This is a genomic window from Phenylobacterium sp. (assembly GCF_035276905.1).
GTDB lineage: Bacteria > Pseudomonadota > Alphaproteobacteria > Caulobacterales > Caulobacteraceae > Phenylobacterium.
The window spans coordinates 25,884-44,185 of record NZ_DATELG010000162.1 but is presented as its reverse complement, the minus strand read 5'-3'; the positions used below and the strand labels follow the sequence as shown (position 1 = coordinate 44,185).

21 protein-coding genes are annotated in these 18,302 nt (G+C 69.5%); 6 read left to right on the top strand and 15 right to left on the bottom strand.

The window, feature by feature from the left end; genetic code table 11:
* Positions 1 to 13 precede the first annotated feature (13 nt).
* Positions 14 to 289, bottom strand: a complete 276-nt coding sequence (locus VJS38_RS07530; RefSeq protein WP_324087535.1) for a metal-sensitive transcriptional regulator — start codon at positions 287 to 289, stop codon at positions 14 to 16.
* Positions 290 to 402: 113 nt separating this feature from the next.
* On the opposite strand from VJS38_RS07530, the gene VJS38_RS07525 reads away from it, so the two are divergent.
* Entirely contained in the window at positions 403 to 2,766 is a 2,364-nt protein-coding gene (locus VJS38_RS07525; RefSeq protein WP_324087534.1) for a heavy metal translocating P-type ATPase, read from the top strand.
* A 69-nt stretch (positions 2,767 to 2,835) separates the two neighbouring features.
* Here the strand turns inward: VJS38_RS07525 and VJS38_RS07520 are convergent, their stop codons facing one another.
* The 7 genes from VJS38_RS07520 to VJS38_RS07490 all read right to left on the bottom strand — a co-directional run bounded on the left by VJS38_RS07520 (position 2,836) and on the right by VJS38_RS07490 (position 6,395).
* Positions 2,836 to 3,429, bottom strand: a complete 594-nt coding sequence (locus tag VJS38_RS07520; protein WP_324087533.1) for an RNA polymerase sigma factor — start codon at positions 3,427 to 3,429, stop codon at positions 2,836 to 2,838.
* On the bottom strand, positions 3,426 to 3,866 hold the full coding sequence (locus tag VJS38_RS07515; protein WP_324087532.1) for a Spy/CpxP family protein refolding chaperone: 441 nt from the start codon (positions 3,864 to 3,866) through the stop codon (positions 3,426 to 3,428). Before VJS38_RS07515 ends, VJS38_RS07520 begins: the two co-directional genes overlap by 4 nt.
* On the bottom strand, positions 3,863 to 4,156 hold the full coding sequence (locus tag VJS38_RS07510) for a hypothetical protein (RefSeq protein ID WP_324087531.1): 294 nt from the start codon (positions 4,154 to 4,156) through the stop codon (positions 3,863 to 3,865). Before VJS38_RS07510 ends, VJS38_RS07515 begins: the two co-directional genes overlap by 4 nt.
* Positions 4,157 to 4,223: 67 nt before the next feature.
* Positions 4,224 to 4,541: a copper-binding protein gene (locus VJS38_RS07505; protein ID WP_324087530.1), complete on the bottom strand. Its 318-nt coding sequence runs from the start codon at positions 4,539 to 4,541 to the stop codon at positions 4,224 to 4,226.
* A 90-nt stretch (positions 4,542 to 4,631) separates the two neighbouring features.
* Positions 4,632 to 5,540, bottom strand: a complete 909-nt coding sequence (gene copD / locus VJS38_RS07500; RefSeq protein ID WP_324087529.1) for a copper homeostasis membrane protein CopD — start codon at positions 5,538 to 5,540, stop codon at positions 4,632 to 4,634.
* Between the two features lie 4 nt (positions 5,541 to 5,544).
* Positions 5,545 to 5,907 (bottom strand): copper homeostasis periplasmic binding protein CopC, encoded by a 363-nt coding sequence (gene copC, locus VJS38_RS07495; RefSeq protein WP_324087528.1) that lies wholly within the window; start codon positions 5,905 to 5,907, stop codon positions 5,545 to 5,547.
* Between the two features lie 188 nt (positions 5,908 to 6,095).
* Entirely contained in the window at positions 6,096 to 6,395 is a 300-nt protein-coding gene (locus VJS38_RS07490; protein WP_324087527.1) for a hypothetical protein, read from the bottom strand.
* A 178-nt stretch (positions 6,396 to 6,573) separates the two neighbouring features.
* On the opposite strand from VJS38_RS07490, the gene VJS38_RS07485 reads away from it, so the two are divergent.
* Both VJS38_RS07485 and VJS38_RS07480 read left to right on the top strand, forming a co-directional pair.
* Entirely contained in the window at positions 6,574 to 8,286 is a 1,713-nt protein-coding gene (locus VJS38_RS07485; protein WP_324087526.1) for a copper resistance system multicopper oxidase, read from the top strand.
* Positions 8,283 to 9,119, top strand: a complete 837-nt coding sequence (locus VJS38_RS07480) for a copper resistance protein B (protein ID WP_324087525.1) — start codon at positions 8,283 to 8,285, stop codon at positions 9,117 to 9,119. Before VJS38_RS07485 ends, VJS38_RS07480 begins: the two co-directional genes overlap by 4 nt.
* A gap of 67 nt (positions 9,120 to 9,186) precedes the next feature.
* On the opposite strand, the gene VJS38_RS07475 is transcribed toward VJS38_RS07480, so the two are convergent.
* From VJS38_RS07475 to VJS38_RS07450, 6 genes are all read right to left on the bottom strand, one after another.
* Complete coding sequence (locus VJS38_RS07475; protein ID WP_324087524.1) at positions 9,187 to 10,059, bottom strand: ribose-phosphate diphosphokinase; 873 nt, start codon at positions 10,057 to 10,059, stop codon at positions 9,187 to 9,189.
* Positions 10,056 to 11,579, bottom strand: a complete 1,524-nt coding sequence (locus tag VJS38_RS07470; RefSeq protein WP_324087523.1) for a thymidine phosphorylase family protein — start codon at positions 11,577 to 11,579, stop codon at positions 10,056 to 10,058. The genes VJS38_RS07475 and VJS38_RS07470 overlap by 4 nt, the downstream gene beginning before the upstream one ends.
* Positions 11,576 to 12,934: an MBL fold metallo-hydrolase gene (locus VJS38_RS07465; RefSeq protein ID WP_324087522.1), complete on the bottom strand. Its 1,359-nt coding sequence runs from the start codon at positions 12,932 to 12,934 to the stop codon at positions 11,576 to 11,578. The genes VJS38_RS07470 and VJS38_RS07465 overlap by 4 nt, the downstream gene beginning before the upstream one ends.
* A gap of 17 nt (positions 12,935 to 12,951) precedes the next feature.
* A complete protein-coding gene (locus VJS38_RS07460) occupies positions 12,952 to 13,299 on the bottom strand; it encodes a hypothetical protein (protein ID WP_324087521.1) in 348 nt (115 codons plus the stop codon).
* A 67-nt stretch (positions 13,300 to 13,366) separates the two neighbouring features.
* Positions 13,367 to 14,638: an MFS transporter gene (locus VJS38_RS07455; RefSeq protein ID WP_324087520.1), complete on the bottom strand. Its 1,272-nt coding sequence runs from the start codon at positions 14,636 to 14,638 to the stop codon at positions 13,367 to 13,369.
* A gap of 15 nt (positions 14,639 to 14,653) precedes the next feature.
* On the bottom strand, positions 14,654 to 15,517 hold the full coding sequence (locus tag VJS38_RS07450; RefSeq protein WP_324087519.1) for an MBL fold metallo-hydrolase: 864 nt from the start codon (positions 15,515 to 15,517) through the stop codon (positions 14,654 to 14,656).
* A 72-nt stretch (positions 15,518 to 15,589) separates the two neighbouring features.
* Here VJS38_RS07450 and VJS38_RS07445 point away from each other — a divergent pair, with 72 nt between their 5' ends.
* The 3 genes from VJS38_RS07445 to VJS38_RS07435 are packed head-to-tail and all read left to right on the top strand — an operon-like array spanning position 15,590 to position 17,230.
* Complete coding sequence (locus VJS38_RS07445; protein WP_324087518.1) at positions 15,590 to 15,961, top strand: metalloregulator ArsR/SmtB family transcription factor; 372 nt, start codon at positions 15,590 to 15,592, stop codon at positions 15,959 to 15,961.
* Entirely contained in the window at positions 15,918 to 16,451 is a 534-nt protein-coding gene (locus tag VJS38_RS07440; protein WP_324087517.1) for a rhodanese family protein, read from the top strand. Before VJS38_RS07445 ends, VJS38_RS07440 begins: the two co-directional genes overlap by 44 nt.
* A gap of 2 nt (positions 16,452 to 16,453) precedes the next feature.
* Positions 16,454 to 17,230, top strand: coding sequence for a sulfite exporter TauE/SafE family protein (locus VJS38_RS07435; RefSeq protein ID WP_324087516.1), 777 nt, complete (start codon positions 16,454 to 16,456; stop codon positions 17,228 to 17,230).
* A gap of 73 nt (positions 17,231 to 17,303) precedes the next feature.
* On the opposite strand, the gene VJS38_RS07430 is transcribed toward VJS38_RS07435, so the two are convergent.
* Positions 17,304 to 18,182: a DUF1259 domain-containing protein gene (locus VJS38_RS07430; RefSeq protein WP_324087515.1), complete on the bottom strand. Its 879-nt coding sequence runs from the start codon at positions 18,180 to 18,182 to the stop codon at positions 17,304 to 17,306.
* Positions 18,183 to 18,302: the final 120 nt, after the last annotated feature.

Sequence of the window (18,302 nt, the reverse complement as noted above, 5' to 3'; positions counted from 1 at the left end):
TCGGTGCGCTCGTTCAGCGCGCGCCGCGCTGCAGGACTTCGACAAGCTCCTCGAGCTTCTGCTGCTGGTCCTGGGCGTCTCCCGATGCGAAGGCGCTGCGAACGCAGTGGTCGACGTGGTCGCGCAGCAATTCAGTCTCCACCTTGGCCAGCGCGGCGCGCAACGCCTGGGTCTGGGTGAGGATGTCGATGCAGTACCGGTCCTCTTCCACCATGCGGGCGACGCCCCGGACCTGGCCCTCGATGCGCCGCAACCGGTTCAGCAGTTTGGGCTTCTTGTCTTCAATCAAAGACGCGTCCTCCTGGACCGCAATATACCCTTCCAGGGCATGCCTTGAAATACCACGTCAGGGTATATACGTCCTCCCCCGAACCCCGCAACGGGCATGCCGGAGATGACGCGATGAGCGACGGCCATCATCACCATCATTATCATCACGAACACGGCGGTCAGCGGACAGCGACCCTCGATGATGGGCGCGTCACAGATCCGGTCTGCGGCATGAAGGTGGATCCCAAGACGACGCCGCGTCGCGCGGAACGGGAAGGGCGCTCCTTCTTCTTCTGCTCCGCGGGCTGCAAGACCAAGTTCGACGCCGACCCCGACCGGTATCTGGCCTCGCAGGAGAAGCCGCCGGCGCCGGCTGCGCCCGCTGGCGCGATCTACACCTGCCCGATGCACCCGCAGATCCGCCAGGTGGGCCCGGGGTTCTGCCCGATCTGCGGCATGGCCCTGGAGCCCGCCACGGTCACGGCCGAGGACGGGCCGAGCCCCGAGCTCAAGGACATGACCCTGCGCTTCTGGGTCGGGCTTGTGCTCGCCTTGCCGGTGCTCGCACTCGAGATGGGCGGCCACGTCAGCGGCCTGACGATGATGCTGAGCCGGCAGACCTCCAACTGGATCCAGCTGGCGCTCGGCACGCCCGTGGTGTTGTGGGCCGGCTGGCCCTTCTTCGTCCGCGGCTGGGCCTCGCTAAGGAGCCGCAGCCTCAACATGTTCACCCTTATCGCCATGGGGGTGGGCGTGGCCTGGGTCTACAGCATGGCGGCGGTGCTGGCGCCTGGCGTCTTCCCGCCGGCGTTCCGTGACAAGAGCGGGGCGGCGCCGGTCTACTTCGAGGCGGCCGCGGTGATCACCGTCCTGGTGCTGCTCGGCCAGGTGCTGGAGCTGCGCGCCCGGGAGCGGACGTCCGGCGCCATCAAGGCGCTGCTCGATCTCGCCCCGAAGACCGCCCGGCGGATCAAGGCCGACGGCTCTGACGAGGAGGTTACGCTCGACCTCATCCATGTCGGCGACCGGCTCCGCGTCCGGCCGGGCGAGAAGGTCCCGGTCGATGGCGAACTGCTGGAAGGGCGCGTGTCCATCGACGAGAGCCTGGTCACCGGCGAGTCCATGCCCGTGACCAAGGAACCCGGCGCCAAGGTGATCGCCGGCTCCATCAACAAGACCGGCTCCTTCGTCATGCGGGCGGAAAAGGTCGGGGCCGACACCCTGCTGTCGCGTATCGTCCAGATGGTCGCCGAAGCCCAGCGAAGCCGCGCGCCGATCCAGCGCATGGCTGACCAAGTTTCCGCCTGGTTCGTGCCGGCGGTCATCGCCGTGGCCTTGCTCGCCTTCGCCGTCTGGGCGTTCGTCGGCCCCGAGCCCAGGTTCGCCTACGCGCTCGTCGCCGCCGTTTCGGTGCTGATCATCGCCTGCCCTTGCGCGCTAGGTCTCGCCACGCCCATGTCGATCATGGTGGGCGTCGGGCGCGGCGCGCAGGCGGGCGTGCTGATCAAGAACGCCGAGGCCCTAGAGCGCTTCGAGAAGATCGACACCCTGGTGGTGGACAAGACCGGCACCCTGACCGAGGGCCGCCCCGCCGTGACCGCGATCGCCGCGGCCCCAGGTTTCGAGGAGACCGAACTCCTCCGGCTCGCCGCCAGCCTCGAGCGCGGCAGCGAGCATCCGCTGGCCGACGCGATCCTGCGCGCCGCCAAGGGCCGCAACCTGACCCTGTCGGAGGCCCAGGACTTCGACTCGCCGGTCGGCAAGGGCGTGCTCGGCACGGTGGACGGCAACCGCATCGTCCTGGGCGGCGCGCGCCTGATGACCGAGCAGGGCGTCGACATGAGCCCGCTGGAGGGCCGGGCCGAGCGGCTTCGCGCCGAAGGAACCACGGCCATCTTCGCCACCGTCGACGGCAGGCTCGCCGGCGTCCTGGGCATCGCGGACCCGGTGAAGGCGACCACGCCGGACGCCGTGAAGGCGCTGAAGGCCGACGGCGTGCGCCTCGTCATGATGACGGGCGACAACCGCACGACCGCGCTCGCGGTGGCCAAGCGGCTGGGGATCGACGAGGTCGAGGCCGAGGTCCTGCCCGAGGACAAGGCCAAGGTCGTCCAGAAGTTCCGGTCGGAAGGCCGCTCCGTGGCGATGGCCGGGGATGGCGTCAACGACGCCCCGGCGCTGGCGGCCGCCGAGGTCGGCGTGGCGATGGGCGCCGGAGCCGACGTCGCCATCGAGAGCGCCGGCGTGACGCTGCTGAAAGGGGACCTGCAGGGGCTGGTAAAAGCGCGCCGCCTGTCGCGCGCGGTGATGCGCAACATCCGCCAGAACCTGGTGTTCGCCTTCATTTACAACGTGGCCGGCGTGCCGGTCGCGGCGGGGATGCTCTATCCGGTGTTCGGCTGGCTGCTCTCGCCGCAGATCGCGGCCGCGGCGATGGCTCTGTCCTCGGTGAGCGTGATCACCAACGCCCTGCGGCTGCGGGCCACGAAGCTCTGACCGGCGCCGGGATCGCGCGACCGCGCCGTCAGCGCTGTTTGAGCGTGTCGACGCCCTTGCGATGCGGTCTCAGGCCTTGTCGGCCGAGGGCCGCAGTTCCGCGTCCAGGCGTTCGGCGAGGATCTTCCGCGCCCTGTAGACACGGGTCTCGACCGTCTTGGTCGATACGCCGAGGATCGCGCCGGCCTCCTGCTGCGAGCGCCCTTCGAACGCCGTGAGCAGCAACGCCGCCTTCAGTTGCGGCGGCAGAGCCGCGATCGCCCGGTCCAGCTTCTGGCTGCGCTGCCGGCCGATGACGGCCTCGTCGGCCGCCCGCGCCGGGTCGGCGACGTCCATCGCCTCGCTCTCCTCCAGCGGCCTCGTCCCGAACAGCAGGCGGCGCACGCGCGCTCGCCGGCCGCGGTCGCGGGCCTTGTTGATGGCGATGGTCCGCAGCCAGGCGCCGAACGGGCGGCCCGGATCGTAGCGGCCGAGCACGCTCCAGGCGGCGACGAAGGCTTCGTGCGCCGCCTCGTAGGCGTCCTCCGGATCTCCGGTGTAGCGACGGAGCAGCCGATAGAGACCGTCCTTGTGCCGGCGCACGAGCTCCGCGAAAGCCCGCTCGTCGCCGGCGGCGGCCCTTTGCGCCAGCGCATTGTCTGACGCTTCCGCGCCTGAGCTCACTTGGGCTCTTCGGTCAGGGACCTGGCGACGGTCGCGTCGAACTGCGCCGCCTGCTCGGGCGTCAGCACGTGCCGCATCGCCAGCACATGCAAAATGGTCTCCTTCTGCAGCGCGCCCATGGCGTGGTGGAAGCGGTCCACCGCGGCCTGGACCTCAGGCGTGTAGGCGTGCTGCGCCTGGATGGCGCGCGCCAGGTCGGCGTTCGCCGCGCGCATCTCCGCCTGCAGGGCCGCGCGTTGCGCCTCGTGTCGCTGCTCCAGGCCCGCGATCCGCTGTTGCTGCTCGGCCGTGAGATGCAGTTTCTGATGCACGAGCTCGTGCAGCGGCGGTTCCGGGCGCAGCCGGCGCATCACGTATTGCGCCCCGCCCCAGGCGCCCAGCGCCGCGACGATGATCGAGAGAACCAGGGTGAGCGCGATGCTGCGCGCGAGGCTCATCCTGCGCCATCCAGCAGGGTCGAGGGCGCAAGCCGGGCGCCGGCGGCGAACGCGCCGGCTGGAGTAGCTGTCCCGATCGCAGCTGTGGCGACGGCGCCGCCGGCCGTCACGCCCATGGCGAGCGCCAGGCCAAGCGTGGCTAGGCGGACGGGCCCCAGCGCCTTCAGCGTCCGGGCCTCGCGCGTCTTCGCGGTGATCGCCCGGCCCACCGAGGCCTCCAGGCCAACCAAGGAACGGTCGACCGGCGCCGCCGCCAGTTCAGCGATCCAGTCGTCGAGGTCTCTCGTCATCTCCGCAGATCCTGGTGGGTCCATCGAGTATACGCACCGACGCCGCGAAATCCCTGAGGCTTCGCCGTCACTGCGGCTCGATGGCGACGATCTCGTTGTCCGGCGTCTTCAGGGTGAATTTCACCGCCTGGCCGGATTTGGCGACCAGCAGCGCGTCCGGCGCGGCCTTGAAGCTCATGGTCATCGCCGGCCAGCCAAGGGCGGCGATCGGCCCATGATGGATCGTCACCGTACCGGCCCGAGCGTCCACCGACTTGATCTGTCCCACCGCTTGAACCGTCGTCTGGGCGGCATGATGGCTGGCGTGGGCGTCAGGCTCCGCCGTCTGGGCGAGAGCGGGCGTGGCGATCAGCAGAGCCGCGGCGGCGGCGAACACGAACTTCATCCTTGTCTCCATGGCGCAGAGGCCGGGGGCCGGGCCAGATCTCGCAGGGTTTACGCGCCCGGCGGGGCGCATCCCTCAACCTCAGCGAATTCAGTTCGCCGCGGGCGGCGCCAGGAGTCCGAGCCCAGCCACCAGGGCCAGAACCAGGAGGCCTGCCGCGCTCTCCAGGGCGAGGCTGCGGCGCAAGGCCGACAATGCGGTTCGCGGGTCTCCGACCAAGGCGGCCTCGAGGCGCGGCGTAAGGCGGAAGCGGTTCAGCGCAGCCAACATCAGCATGGCGGCGAAGATGGCGAGCTTCGCGAGAAGCAGCCGACCCCAGAGCGAGGCCGCGAAATCCGTGACGTGGTCGGGTCCGACGAGAAACCAGCTGTTCGCGAGACCGCTGGCGATCAACGCCGCCACGACCACGGAGCCGACCCCGGAGAAGCCTTTCAGGGCTCGGTGCAGGACGCCGAGCGCCTTGGGTCCCGGCTCCGGCGCCCACAGGAGCAGCGCCAAGACGAGAAGCGCGCCCAGCCATACGCCGGCGGCGAGCAGATGGACGATGTCGGCGGCCGTGTGCGCCAGGCCGACGGCTCCTTCGTCGGCCGCGCCGTGTCCGGACCAGGCGAGGGCGGAAAGACCGACGGCGCCCAGGGCTGCGGTGACAATCCAGAGCATTCGGCCAGCCCGCAAGGCGATCAGGAGGCCGAGCGCCGGCAAGGCGGCGCCCAAGCGCGCCAGGATCGAGGCCCCGAAGCCGCCGCTCGTGATGACGTCGCGCAGGGTCGCCGGATCGAGGCCCGCGGCGGGCTCGCCCGCCATCTCGCCCGTTTGCAGGACGAGCGCCGCGCCGGCCGCCAGGCCCGACGTTAGAGCCGCCCAGGCGAGCAGGGGCTTGAGCGGCCCCGGCGCGACCTCCTCCGGCGGGCCGCCATAGAGGACGAAGAGCGGCGCCCCGAACAGCGCCACGCCGGATGCGAGCGCGACGAGCCGGACGAGGATGAGCGCCGCGTCCACCGTCTCAGCGCACCGTGAAGCTGTAGGCCCCCTGGACCCGGTGCGTGTCGGCCGTCACCGCATGCCAGCTCACCTTGTAGACTCCCGCGGACAGCGGCGTGGTCGGCGTGGCGACCAGGCTCCTTCCGTCCTTGGAGACCGCGACCTTCGTCGGCGCGGCGATGTTGTTCATCTGCGGCATGGTGATCGCCAGGCCGGAGAACTTCGGCTGCAGCTTTTCGCTGAACTTGAGCGTGAGCTGGCCGGGCGCAGCGACCGTCGCATTCGCAGCCGGGCTCGAGCTCAAGAGGTGCGCGTGCGCCGAGGCCTGCGTGGCCAAGCCGGTTAGGGCGAGGGCCGTCGCCGCGGCGATCAGGTTCAACTTCATGCGTCATATCCTTGTTGGATGCGCCGGGGATACGCGCCGGGGCGCGCGCATCCCTCGGAATACGGGGCTCGGGGAGGCGTTCGCCGACCTACCAGCGGCGATAGCCGCCGTAGGGCTGGTAGCCGTAGCCATAGCCCCAGTCGTTGTTCATCCGTTCATGGCCGCGCTCGTGGGCGATGTGCATCCGCTCATGCAGGTCCTGCAGCCGGTCGCTGATCTCTTCCGGATCGAACTGGCCGGTGCGCCGCTCCCAGTCGGCGCGCCTGGATGCCGCGCAGCTGGCGATAGAAGTACTGCGCCTGCCGCGGCGAATAGGATCCGTCGGAGACGCCATGCTGAATGCCGTCCCAGATGTGGTGGTACTGCTGGGTGAAGGCGTCGTACGACTCGATCGACCAGTCGTCGTCATCGCCTTCGTGGGCCAGGGCCGGCGCGGCGACCGCCGCCATGGCGGCGGCTGCGAGCGCCGCCAGAACGAGCTTCTTCATCGAATCCTCCTTGCCCGCACCCCGGGCGTGAGAAGAGGAAACGCGATCGCGGCTGAGCGGCGTCTGAGGCGAAATGTCAGCGGCGGTTCATCTCGGGTGAGGGGCCGGAGCTGGGTCGAGCGTATCCCCATCGCCGGTCAGCGCTTGCGCTGCCGCTTCGGGCTCCTGGGACGACGTCATGGACGACATCAATCGGCGGCGCATTCTGCGGAGCGCTGCGCTCCTCGGCGGCGGCCTCGCCGCCTCCGCCATCGTGCCGGCCTGGGCGCAGACCGTCACGCCGGGCGTGGCCGCCATGCCGACCCTGTCCGGCGAGGACCTCAAGCTTTCCATCAGTCGGCGCCGCTGGACGGTAGATGGCCGCGCCGGCGGCGCCGTGCTGATCAACGGCGCCCTGCCGGGGCCGCTCCTGCGGCTGAAGGAAGGCCAGCGCGTCCGCATCGCCGTCGAGAACCGCATGGACGAGGAGACCTCGATCCACTGGCACGGCGTGCTGACGCCCGCGCACATGGACGGGGCGCCGGGGGTGAGCTTCCCCGGGATCGCGCCGCGCTCGACCTTCGTCTACGAGTTCCCGGTCATCCAGAACGGCGCCTACTGGTACCACAGCCATTCGGGGTTCCAGGAGGGCGAGGGCCTGTTCGCCCCGATCATCATCGATCCGAAGGGCGCCGACCCTGTCGCCTACGACCGCGAACACGTGGTGATGCTGTCGGACTTCACCTTCATGCCGCCGGCCCGGGTCCTGCAGAAGCTGAAGCAGGAGGGTGGCGTCTTCAACTATCAGCGCCAGACCATCGCCGGCCTTCTCGCCGGCAAGGACCAGACGCTGCGCGAGCGGGCCGAATGGGCCAAGATGCGGATGGATCCCACCGACATCTCCGACGTCACTGGCGCGGTCTTCACCTTTCTGGTCAACGGCCATGGGCCAAAGGACAACTGGACCGGCCTTTTCAAGCCGGGCGAGCGCGTCAGGCTCAGGTTCATCAACGCCGGCTCGCAGACCATCTTCGACGTGCGGATCCCCGGGCTCAAGCTGACGGTGGTGGCCGCCGACGGACAGCTCGTCCGCCCGGTCGAGGTGGACGAGATCCAGATCGCCAACGCCGAGACCTATGACGTCATCGTCCAGCCGGCCGAGGACAAGGCCTACGCCATCGTCGCCGAAGCCGTGGACCGCTCCGGCATGGCGCGCGCGACGCTGGCGCCGCGGCCGGGGATGCGCGTCGAAGCCCCGCCGCTCCGGTCACGCCCGATCGACACCATGAAGGACATGGGCATGGACATGTCCAAGATGGACATGGGCGGGGGCGCCGGGGCGATGGCCGGCATGGAGATGTCCATGCTCGATCCCCTGAACGCGCCGCAGGTGAAGCTCGGGCCCGGCGTGCAGATGATCGCGCCCATGCCGCAGGACCGCACCGGCGAGCCGGGTCAGGGGCTGGAGGGCGTCGGACACCGTGTGCTGGTCTACCAGGACCTGGTCGCGCTCGAGCCCAACCCCGATCCGCGCCCGCCGGCGCGCACGCTTGAGATCCACCTGACCGGCAACATGGAACGGTTCATGTGGGGCTTCGACGGGGTCAAATACAGCGAGACGTCGAAGCCCTACACCTTCCGCACCGGCGAGCGGACGCGGGTTATCCTGGTCAACGACACCATGATGTCCCACCCGATCCACCTGCACGGCCACTTCTTCGAACTGGCGCACGGACCCGACGGCTACAGGCCGCGCAAGCACACGGTCAACGTGCTGCCGGGCGGCAAGGTCAGCTGGGACTTCACGCCCACGGCGGGGGACTGGGCGTTCCACTGCCATATGCTCTACCACATGGCCGTCGGCATGTTTCAGGTCTTCGCCGTGCGCCCGCTGGCGGAGACGCCGGCATGACCCGGTTCGTGTTCGTGGGCGTCGCCGCCATGCTGGCGGCCGCCCCCGCGGCGGCCCAGCAGATGGACCACAGCCAGACGCCCGGCATGGCCATGCCCGCCCAGCCCGCGCCGCCGCCCTGGAGCGGCGATTACGCCGCCGATCGCGAGTTCGACCCGCAGACGATGGCCCACGCCCGGGCCATGGCCCGGGAGGAGATGGGCGGCATGCGCTTCTCCAAGGTCATGCTGAACCTCTTCGAATATCAGGTGGGCGGAAAGCAGGACGGCTACCGCTGGGACGGCCAGGCCTGGTTCGGCGGCGACATCAACCGCCTCGTGGTCCGCTCGGAAGGCGAGGGCGGCGCGAGGGAAGGCCTCGATGCCGGCGAAGTCCAGGCCCTCTATTCGCGTGCGGTCGGCCGTTATGTCGATCTGCAGGGCGGGGTGCGTCAGGACTTCGCCCCCCGCGCGCGGACCTACCTCACCGTGGGCGCCCAGGCGCTCCTTCCCTTCTGGTTCGACCTCGAGGGCGCGCTGTTCGTCTCCACCCAGGGCGACGTGCTGGCGCGCACGGAAGGGACCTATGATGTCCGGCTCACCCAGCGGCTGGTCCTTCAGCCCCGCGCCGAGCTGAACTTCGCCGCTCAGAACAGCCCGGAGATGCGCACCGGCTCGGGCCTGTCCAACGCCGAGCTGGGCCTTCGGCTACGCTACGAGATCCGTCGGGAGCTCGCCCCCTACATCGGCGTCTCCTGGGACCGGAAGGTCGGCAAGACCGCCGATTACGTCCGCGCCGCCGGCGAGGACCCCGCGGCTACAAAGTTCGTGGTGGGCCTGAGGACCTGGTTCTAGTGTCCCGATTCCGGAGTTCGCATGCGCTTGTGGCGAGCTCGGACGAACTTCGGAAGCGACAAGGACACTAATCGCGCAGGCTGCTCGCCAGGAGCGCGGCGACCGAGATTGTGTTCGTGGGATGCGGCACGGTGTTGGTCGACACGATCTGGGCGGACACCGTGCGCAGCCGGTCAAAAGCGTTCTCGGCGAACAGCGGGTGCACCACCACGCAGATGGGCTGGGGGAACCCGCGCTGCTGCAAGCCCTGGCAAGCCATGACCAGCGTGCGCCCGGAGGACGCGATGTCGTCCACGAGGACCGGCTGGCGGCCGGCAAAGGGCGCAAGGTCCGGGAAGGCGATCTCAACCTCGCGATCGCCGCGCCGCTTCTTGCGCAGCACGACCGCCGGCGCCCCCGCGGCGATGGCGCTGGCCCATTGCTCGCTCTCGCTGTCCGGCCCGACGATAAGCGGTGCGGCGACATGGGTCCTGATCCAGGCGCTCAACAGCGGGGCGGCGTGCAGCGCCTCGGCGGGCACGCCGTAGATCTCGCCAAGCGCCTTGTGGCGGTGCAGATGCGGATCGACGGTGACGAGGCGATCGATCTCCGCTGAGAGCAGGGCGGCGAACTGGACCGAAGTGACGGCTTCCCCTGCATGGAAGGCCTGGTCCTGGCGCATGTAGGCGAGATAGGGCGCGACCAAGATGATGCGCGCCGCCCCGCGCTCGCGGGCCGTCCGAGCGGCGAAGATCAGCCGCAGCACTAGCGGATCCGGGTCGGCGAGGGTGCAGACCAGGATGACGTCGCGGCCGGCGACGTCGGAGAGCAGCCTCAGATAGGTCTCCCCGTCGGGGAAGCGCCGCGTTTCCAGCGTTCCGAGCTGCGCCCCCGCCTCGGCGGCGATTTCGGCGGCCAGGGTCTCATTGCCCGGCAGAGCGAGGATGACCGGGCCGCTCATGCCTCGATCTCGATGAAATCCGGGTTCGCCGCGGCGTAGTCCAGCGCATAGGTCAGCTCGCCCGGCGTTTCGGAGTGCACGGTCAGAAGCGGCTGGCCCTCGGCCGTTTCCTCGCCCAGGCGCGTGTGCAGCGTCAGGCCTGCGGCCTTGGCCTCCGGCGCGCCGGCGAGCTTGGCGAGCCGGGCGATCTTCCGGTTGTTGATGTGGACGATGCGACCGCTCCGTCCGGCGCACAGATCTTGCCCGAGCGGCGCTTTTGGGGGCGTACGCAGACCGCCCTGAGCCTCGCAGATGCGCTGGAACTTGGCCCAGGCGCGCCCGTCCGCGAGGGCTTCCTCGGCGGCGCTTTGTCCGGTTCCGGGGATGGCGGCTCCGCCCAGCTCCAGCGCGGCGCCGGCGAGCTGGCAGGCGCGGCGACGCAGGTCCTGCGGCGCGTCAGCCCGGTTCTGCAGGACCGCCAGGATGTCGATGGCCTCCAGGGCGGGTCCGATTCCGCGGCCGACCGGCTGGCTTCCGTCGGTCTGCAGGCAGAGGGTCCTGAGGCCGAAGGCGCCCGCCACGCTCTGCAGGCGATCGGCGAGCGCGCGGGCGGCATCCTCCGTTCGGACCTTGGCCGTCGGCCCCACGGGAATGTCGAGGACCACATGGGTGGAGCCCGCGGCGAGCTTCTTCGACAGCACCGAGGCGACGAGCTGGCCTTCGGCGTCGATGTCCAAGACACGCTCGACCCGGATGAAGATGTCGTCGGCGGGGCTGAGCCGGACCGCGCCGCCCCAGGCGATGCAGCCGCCCTCGGCCTCGACCACGCGGCGCAGGGTCGCCAGATCGAGCTCCACAGGCGTGAGCGTCTCCATGGTGTCGGCGGTCCCGGCCGGCGAGGTGATCGCGCGCGACGAGGTCTTCGGCATCACGAGCCCGAAGGCGGTCACGATGGCGACCACGATCGGCGTGGTGCGGTTGCCGGGAAGGCCGCCGATGCAATGCTTATCCATCACGACCGGCGCCGGCCAGGTCAGCCGATCGCCGGCGTCCGCCATCGCCTGCGTCAGGTCACGGGTCTCCTGTTCGTCCATGGGCAGGGCGGAGCTCGCGGTGAGGAAGGCGGCGAGGTGCACGTCGGCATAGCGGCCGGCGACGACGTCCTTGACGATCGCCTCTATGGCGGCGGCGTCGAGCCGGTGGCCATAGACGCGCCGGCGGACATGCGAGAGAGACTCGAGGGTCGGGGCGTGGGTGATGCTGATGAGGTCGCCGTCGGCCAGCCCCAACAGCGCCCAGGCCGCCTCGGAGAGGGCGGCTTCCTCCGGAGCCAGGAAGTCGTCGATCTGGAACAGGGTCGCATAGGCCCGCCGACCCCCGGCCGAGATCAGGACCTGCGACCGTGCGGAGAGCCCTTCGGCGCGGCAGACATGGCAGTCCGTCCGCATCATCACGATCGGCTCGTGCTGGGCGTGCAGGCCGAGCCGCCTCGCCCGCAGGTGCGGCGGGTGATCGGCGCCTAAGGCAGGGGCGACGCTCACAGCTCTTGAACCCGGTCCTGAAGGGGAGCGGACGCCTCCCATCCCAGTTCGCGCTTGATCCGCACCCGCAGCGCCTCAGAGGCGCCGGGCTCGCCGTGGACGACGAACGCCTTGCGCGGCGGCCGCTCGAAGCCGGCAAGCCAGCGCATGATCTCGTTGGCGTCAGCGTGGGCGGAGAGCATCGGCAGGTCGGCGACCTCGGCGCGGATCGGGATCCAGTCGCCATGGATCTTCACCTCGCGCGCGCCTTGGATCATGTCGCGCCCGCGGGTGCCTGCGGCCTGGAAACCCGAGAACAGGATGGTGTTGCGTCGGTCGGGGCCATACGCCTTGATGTGGTGGAGGACGCGGCCGCCGGTCGCCATTCCGCTCGCCGAGATGATCACCTTCGGCATCGGGCTGGCGGTGACCTTTTTCGACTCCTCGACGTCGCGGACATAGGTCGCCACCTTGCACGCGGCCCGGCAGACGTCGGGCGAGAGCCGGGTATCGTCCGGGTGTGCGCAAAGCAGCTCGCTGGCGTCGATCGCCATCGGGCTGTCGAGATAGATCGGTACGAGCCCAAAGCGGCTGGCCTGCTTGAGTTTCCACACGTGGTAGAGCAGTTGCTGGGCGCGGCCGACGGCGAAGGCCGGGATGACCACCGTGCCGCCGCGCGTCACCGTACGCTCGATGACTTCGCCCAGGGCTTCGGTCGGATCCTGAGGCTCATGGAGGCGGTCGCCGTAGGTGGATTCCACCACCACATAGTCGGCGTGGCGGATCGGTTGCGGATCCACCATCACCGGATCGTCGTAGCGCCCGAGATCGCCGGAAAAGGCGATCGTCAGGCCCTGCCAGGCGATCTCGATGCTGGCCGCGCCGAGGATATGACCGGCGCGCCGGAAGGTGGCCCTCGCGCCGCCGGGCAGCGTCACCGGTTCGTCCACCGGGATGATTTCGAACCGCTCCAGCGCGCGTTCGGCGTCGCGCACGCCGTAGAGCGGCACGGCGGGATGATGTTTCGAGAACCCCTTGCGGTTGGCGTATTCGGCGTCCCTTTCCTGCAGGTTGCCGCTATCCCGCAGGATCAAACCCGCGACATCGAACGTCGCATCGGTGCTGAGAATCGGGCCGCGGAAGCCGTCGCGCACCAGCTTGGGCAGATACCCCGAGTGGTCGAGGTGCGCGTGGGTCAGCAGCACCGCGTCGAGGCTGGATGGCTTCACCGGAAGCGGCGCCCAGTTCAGCTCGCGCAGGTTCTTGAGACCTTGGAACAGGCCGCAGTCTATCAACAGCCGGCGGCCGTTCGACTCCAGCAGGTGCTTCGAGCCGGTCACCGTTCCGGCGCCGCCCAGGCAGGTCAAGGTTGGCAAGTCTGCTGTCTCCCGTCTCAGGCGGCGGCCGCCGCGAGGCCCGTCTCTTTCGCCTTCCGCTCGCCCATGGCGACGATGTCGTCCTTGGAGAGCGTCGCCTTGGCGAAAGGCAGCCCACCCTGGCCGGACATCGGCTCGCCGTTCGGCCCCGGCTTCACACAGCTGCCGGTGATGCGCGTGGGACCCGCCACCTCGTTGAGCGCACCCTTCGCGAGGAGCTGCTGGTATTCGCCGTAGAGAATGGTCTGCTCGTGGCTTCCCACCAGCAGGTCGCGAATCAGCAGCACTGAAAACAGGACAAAAATGAAATAGACGATGTTGAAGGCCAGATGCCGTTTCGGCGGCGGAGCTTTCTCGGCGGCCATCGATTTGCTCCTTGCGGCGGTGATTTCTAAGGATGCGCAGCCGCCCGGCGGCCGGCCTTGCGTCAAATCAAGCCTGGCCTAAGTCGCGACCTTGACCGTGCCGCAGCGGGGTTTGCCGCATGGCGATCGCCACCACACAACCCGAGAGCAAGGTGACCAGGCCTGCGCCAGCAATGGCTGCCGGCACGCCGAGGACGTCGGCGATCAGTCCCGCGGCGAGGCCCCCGATCGCATAGCCCATGTCCCGCCAGAAGCGGTAGACGCCCAGGGAACGTGCGCGCCAGGTCGGGTGGGATGCGTCCGAGACGGAGGCGATGAGCGTCGGGTTGACCATGGCCGTGCCCAAGCCCAACAGGACGCTGCCGAGCAGCCACCAGGTGAAGGTGCGAGTGAGCGCGGTCACAGCCAGGCCCGCGGCTTGCACCCACATCCCGCTGACGATCAGGCCCTTGCGACCCCAGCGGTCGCTCAGGGGTCCGGTGAGCGTCTGCACGACGCCCCAGACGGCCGGATAGATCGCCTTCAGGACGCCGATGCGCTCTACCGCGAGGCCGAAGCCGGCGAAGAACAGCGGGAACAGGCCCCAGCTCATGCCGTCGTTGAGGTTGTTGACGAGTCCCGCCTGGGAGGCGGCGAACAGGTTTCGGTCGCCCCAGGAGGTGCGCCGGAACACGTCCCAGAACCGCACCTCCTTCACGGGCTCGGGGTGGACCGAGCTCTCCGCCGCGACGTAGCCCCGCGTGTCGCGCACCAGGAAGCTCGACAGAGCCAGGCCGAGCGCCACATAGACTATCCCGAGGTAAAAGGGCGCTGGCCGCAGCCCATGACGCTGGGCGATGTAGCCGCTGAGGAAGGCGGTCACCCCGACGGCCAGATAGCCCGCGAACTCGTTGAGGCCGACGGCGAGCCCGCGCGAGTTCGGCCCGACCAGGTCCACCTTCATGATCACGGTCGTCGACCAGGCGAGGCCCTGGTTGATCCCGAGCAGCACGTTCGCCGCGACGATCCAGCCCCAGCTCGGGCCCCAGCCGATCATGAAAGGGACGGGAACGCCGATCAGCCAGCCGATCACGAGCAGAGCCTTGCGCCCGTGAACATCCGCCAGATGCCCGGTGAGCAGATTGGCAAAGGCCTTCACCACACCGAAGCTCACGATGAAGGCGGTCACCAGAGTCGTGGAGGTGATGTGGAACTCTTCGCGGCCGATCAGCGGCACGACCGTGCGCTCCAGGCCCACCATGCCGCCCACGAAGGCGTTGACCAGCATCAGCAAGACGAACTGCGGCCAGTTCTCGCCGAGCCCGAGCTTCACCGCGCGAGAAGGCTTACCGGGTCTCATCCGTCGTGTTCCGGCTCAGGTCCAGGTCACCGGCAGGCGCAGGAAGACGCGGCCCTCCGCTGTCGGCGGAGGCAAAGCGCCCGCGCGGATGTTCACCTGCAGGGACGGGAGCAGCAGGACCGGCGGCGGAAGGGTCGCGTCGCGCGCCTGGCGGCGGGCGACGAAGTCCGCCTCGGTGACGCCTGTGTGCGCGTGCACGTTGGCGGCGGCCTCGTCGGCCACCGTGCTTTCCCAGCGGTGCTCCGTGCGCCCGTGCTCTGGCAGGTAGTCGTGGCCGACGAAGAGGCGCGTCTCAGGCGGTAAGGACAGGATCTTGCGGATCGAGCGGTAGAGCGCAGCTGCGTCGCCGCCCGGGAAGTCGGCGCGGGCGGTCCCATAGTCGGGCATGAAAAGGGTGTCGCCGACGAAGGCCGCGTCGCCGATCCGGTAGGTCACGCAAGCCGGGGTGTGTCCAGGCGTGTGCAGGACCTCGATGCGTAGCTCGCCGAGCTCGAAGCGCTCGCCGTCGTGGACCAGCCGGTCGAAGGCGGCCCCGTCGGGGGTGACGTCATAGGCCTCGAAGCGGGGAATGAAGGTCTTCTGGACCTCGGTGATGTGGGCGCCGATGACGACCGCGGCCCCGGTCCGCCCGCGGATGTAGTCGGCCGCCGAGAGGTGGTCGGCGTGGGCGTGGGTCTCCAGCACGTAGCGCAGATCCAGTCCGTGGTCGCGGACGGCGGCGAGCACCGCGTCGGCGGATCGGGTCGAAAGCCGCGCGCCCTTGGGCTCGTAGTCGAGCACGGGGTCGACGACGGCGGCGGCCTTGCTGGCCGGATCGGAGACCAGATAGGTCGCGGTCGCCGTGGCGGGATCGAAGAAGGCTTGAACGGTGGGATGCATGGGCGGAGCTTCCTCTCGGCTCGCGCTTACATAAGAACTTGCTAAATTAGAATCAACTCATATATAGGCCTCATGTTCGATCTCGCGAACTTCAACCTCAGCCAGTTCGAGGCGAGCGCCGCCGAGGCGGCGAAGCTGCTCAAGGCGCTCTCCAACGAGCGGCGGCTGATGATCCTGTGCCAACTCGGCGACGGGGAGCTTGCGGTGGGTCAAATCCAACCCCGCGTCGGGCTCTCACAGTCGGCGCTGTCGCAGCACCTGGCGGTGCTGCGCGACCAAGGCGTCGTGGCCACGCGCCGGGAAGGTCAGACCATCTTTTACCGGATCGCCGACCCCGCGGCCGTAAAGGTGGTGGCGACGCTCGCGGAGATCTTCTGTCCCACAGGAACGACGCAGAGCCATGAGCGCCCCACTGATCCCCCTGAAACCCGCCGAGGTCGCTGAACGCATCGCCAAGCGCGGCGCGAGATTGATCGACATCCGCGAACCCGACGAGTTCCGCCGCCGCCATGTGCCAGGCGCCCTGTCGCGCCCGCTCTCGGCCCTCGAGGCGGCGGGCCTGAAGGTCGAGCCCGCCGGGGAGGTGATCTTCACCTGCAAGAGCGGCATGCGCACGGCGGCGAATTGCGAGCGGCTCGCCAACTCGGTCGACGGCCCGGCGCTGGTGCTCGAGGGCGGCGTCGACGCCTGGGCCGCGGCAGGGCTTCCCATCGCCGAAGACAAGAAGCAGCCGATCGAGATCATGCGTCAGGTGCAGATCGCGGCCGGCGGACTGGTGCTGGCCGGCGTGGCGTTGGGCCTGCTGGCGCATCCCGCCTTCTTCGGGCTCTCGGCCTTCGTCGGCGCGGGCCTCGCCTTCGCGGGCCTCACCGGCTTCTGCGGCATGGCGAGGCTCCTGGCGCTCGCGCCCTGGAACCGCGCCGCGCGGGTGTGAGGATGCCGCTCGACGTCTGGTCCTATCTGGCCGCCACCGCGGGCGGCGCCTTGATCGGCCTGCTGCTCGCGGTGTTCGGCGGCGGCGGCTCGGTGCTGGCGACGCCGCTGCTGATCTACGTCGTCGGCGTGCGTGACCCCCATGTCGCGATCGGCACCTCGGCGGCGGCGGTGAGCCTGAATGCGCTGGTCGCGCTCGGCGGCCAGGCCCGCGCCGGCCAGGTGAAGTGGCCGTGCGCCCTGGTGTTCGGCGCAGCCGGGCTCACGGGCTCCCTGATCGGCGCCGAGATCGCCAAGCAGGTGGACGGCCACCGGCTGCTCCTGTGGTTCGCGGCCGCCATGGCCCTCGTCGGCGCCTCCATGCTGCTGCCGAAAAAGGCCGAAGGTGATCCGGCCGTGCGGATAAACCAGACCCTGGTGATGCGGCTCGCCCCGCTCGGCCTGATGACGGGCCTTGCGGCGGGCTTCTTCGGGATCGGCGGAGGGTTCCTGATCGTACCGGGCCTGATGGCGGCGACCGGCATGACCTTGGCCCATGCCGCGGCGGCCTCCCTGGTGTCCGTCGTCCTGTTCGGCGCGGCCACCAGCGCGAGCTATGCGGCGTCCGGCCTGGTGAACTGGCCCGTGTTCGCCGCCCTTGTCGCCGGCGGCGGCCTTGGCGCCCTCATCGGAACGCCCGTGGCGCAGAGGCTGAAAGGTCACGCCAGGACGGCGCGGCGGGGGTTTGCATTCATGGTGATCGCGGCGGCTGGTTACGTGGCCTGGCGCGCGACTCGTTAGGCAGGGCGCAATTCACGTCGCGCCTGCGGCGGCGCATTCGCCGCTCAGACGATGGCGATGCGTGGCGGCGTGGTCATTGACTGTTCGTCTGCCGGACGGCGGCCGAAAGACCATGGGCCAGGGCAGCGGCGTCGCCCGTGGCCCAGAAGTGCATGAAGAACAGCCGAGGCTCGTCATCGAGCATGTGGTTGTGCAGGGCGCTGACCTCGATCCCGTGCGCCCTGAGCGTCTTGATGACCGGATTCACCTCGCTGGCGATCAGGACGAAATCGCCGGTCGTGGCCGCCCGACCGGACCCGGCCGGCTGGAAATTCACGGCCGTGGCGGCGCCCATTGCGGGGGGCACGGCCATGCCGCCGGCGCTGATCTGATCCTTGCGCGGAAAGCTGTACTGCAGCACGCCGCCGTTGACCTTGCCCTCGGCGCCTAGCGCCCGGTCGATCGCAGCCACGTCGAGACCGATGTTCGGGGCCGCACCCGTGGCGGGCGCAGCTGCGAACGGCGTCTTGCTGAACGACAGGGCGGCGTGCAGCGCGCGGGCGAGCTTCACCGGGTCGCCATGGGCCTCCACGTGCATGTACATGGTCGCCGGTTGCGACCTCAGCAGGTGGTTGTGCAGGCCGGTGACCGCGAACCCTTCCTGCTCGAGGCGCGAGAGGACCGGGTTCACCTCGGCCTGCGTGAGCACCAGGTCGCCCATGACCATGGCCTCGTCGCCCATGGGCTCGAACGCCACCCAGGACCCCAATGCAAACCCCGCCTTCAGCGGCACGCCGTCGAGGGTGACCTTCAGGTCAGTGCGCGGGAGCGAGACCTTGTAGATTCCCCCGGGCTGCATCGCGCCGTCCTTACCGAGCGCCTTTCCGACAGCGGTCCAGTCCGGCGCAGCGACGGCTGGGGCGCACGCCAGCAGCGCCGCGACCATGGTGAGAAGAGGGGCTCGCAGGTTCATCGTCAGGTCCTCGTGCGTGCGCCGCCAGCCGGGAGAAGCCCGAGAGCCAAGCGTGGCGAGATCGCGCCGAGCGACAGGGCGAGCGCCAGCGCGCAGTCGCAGAGGGAAATTCCGCTCCGC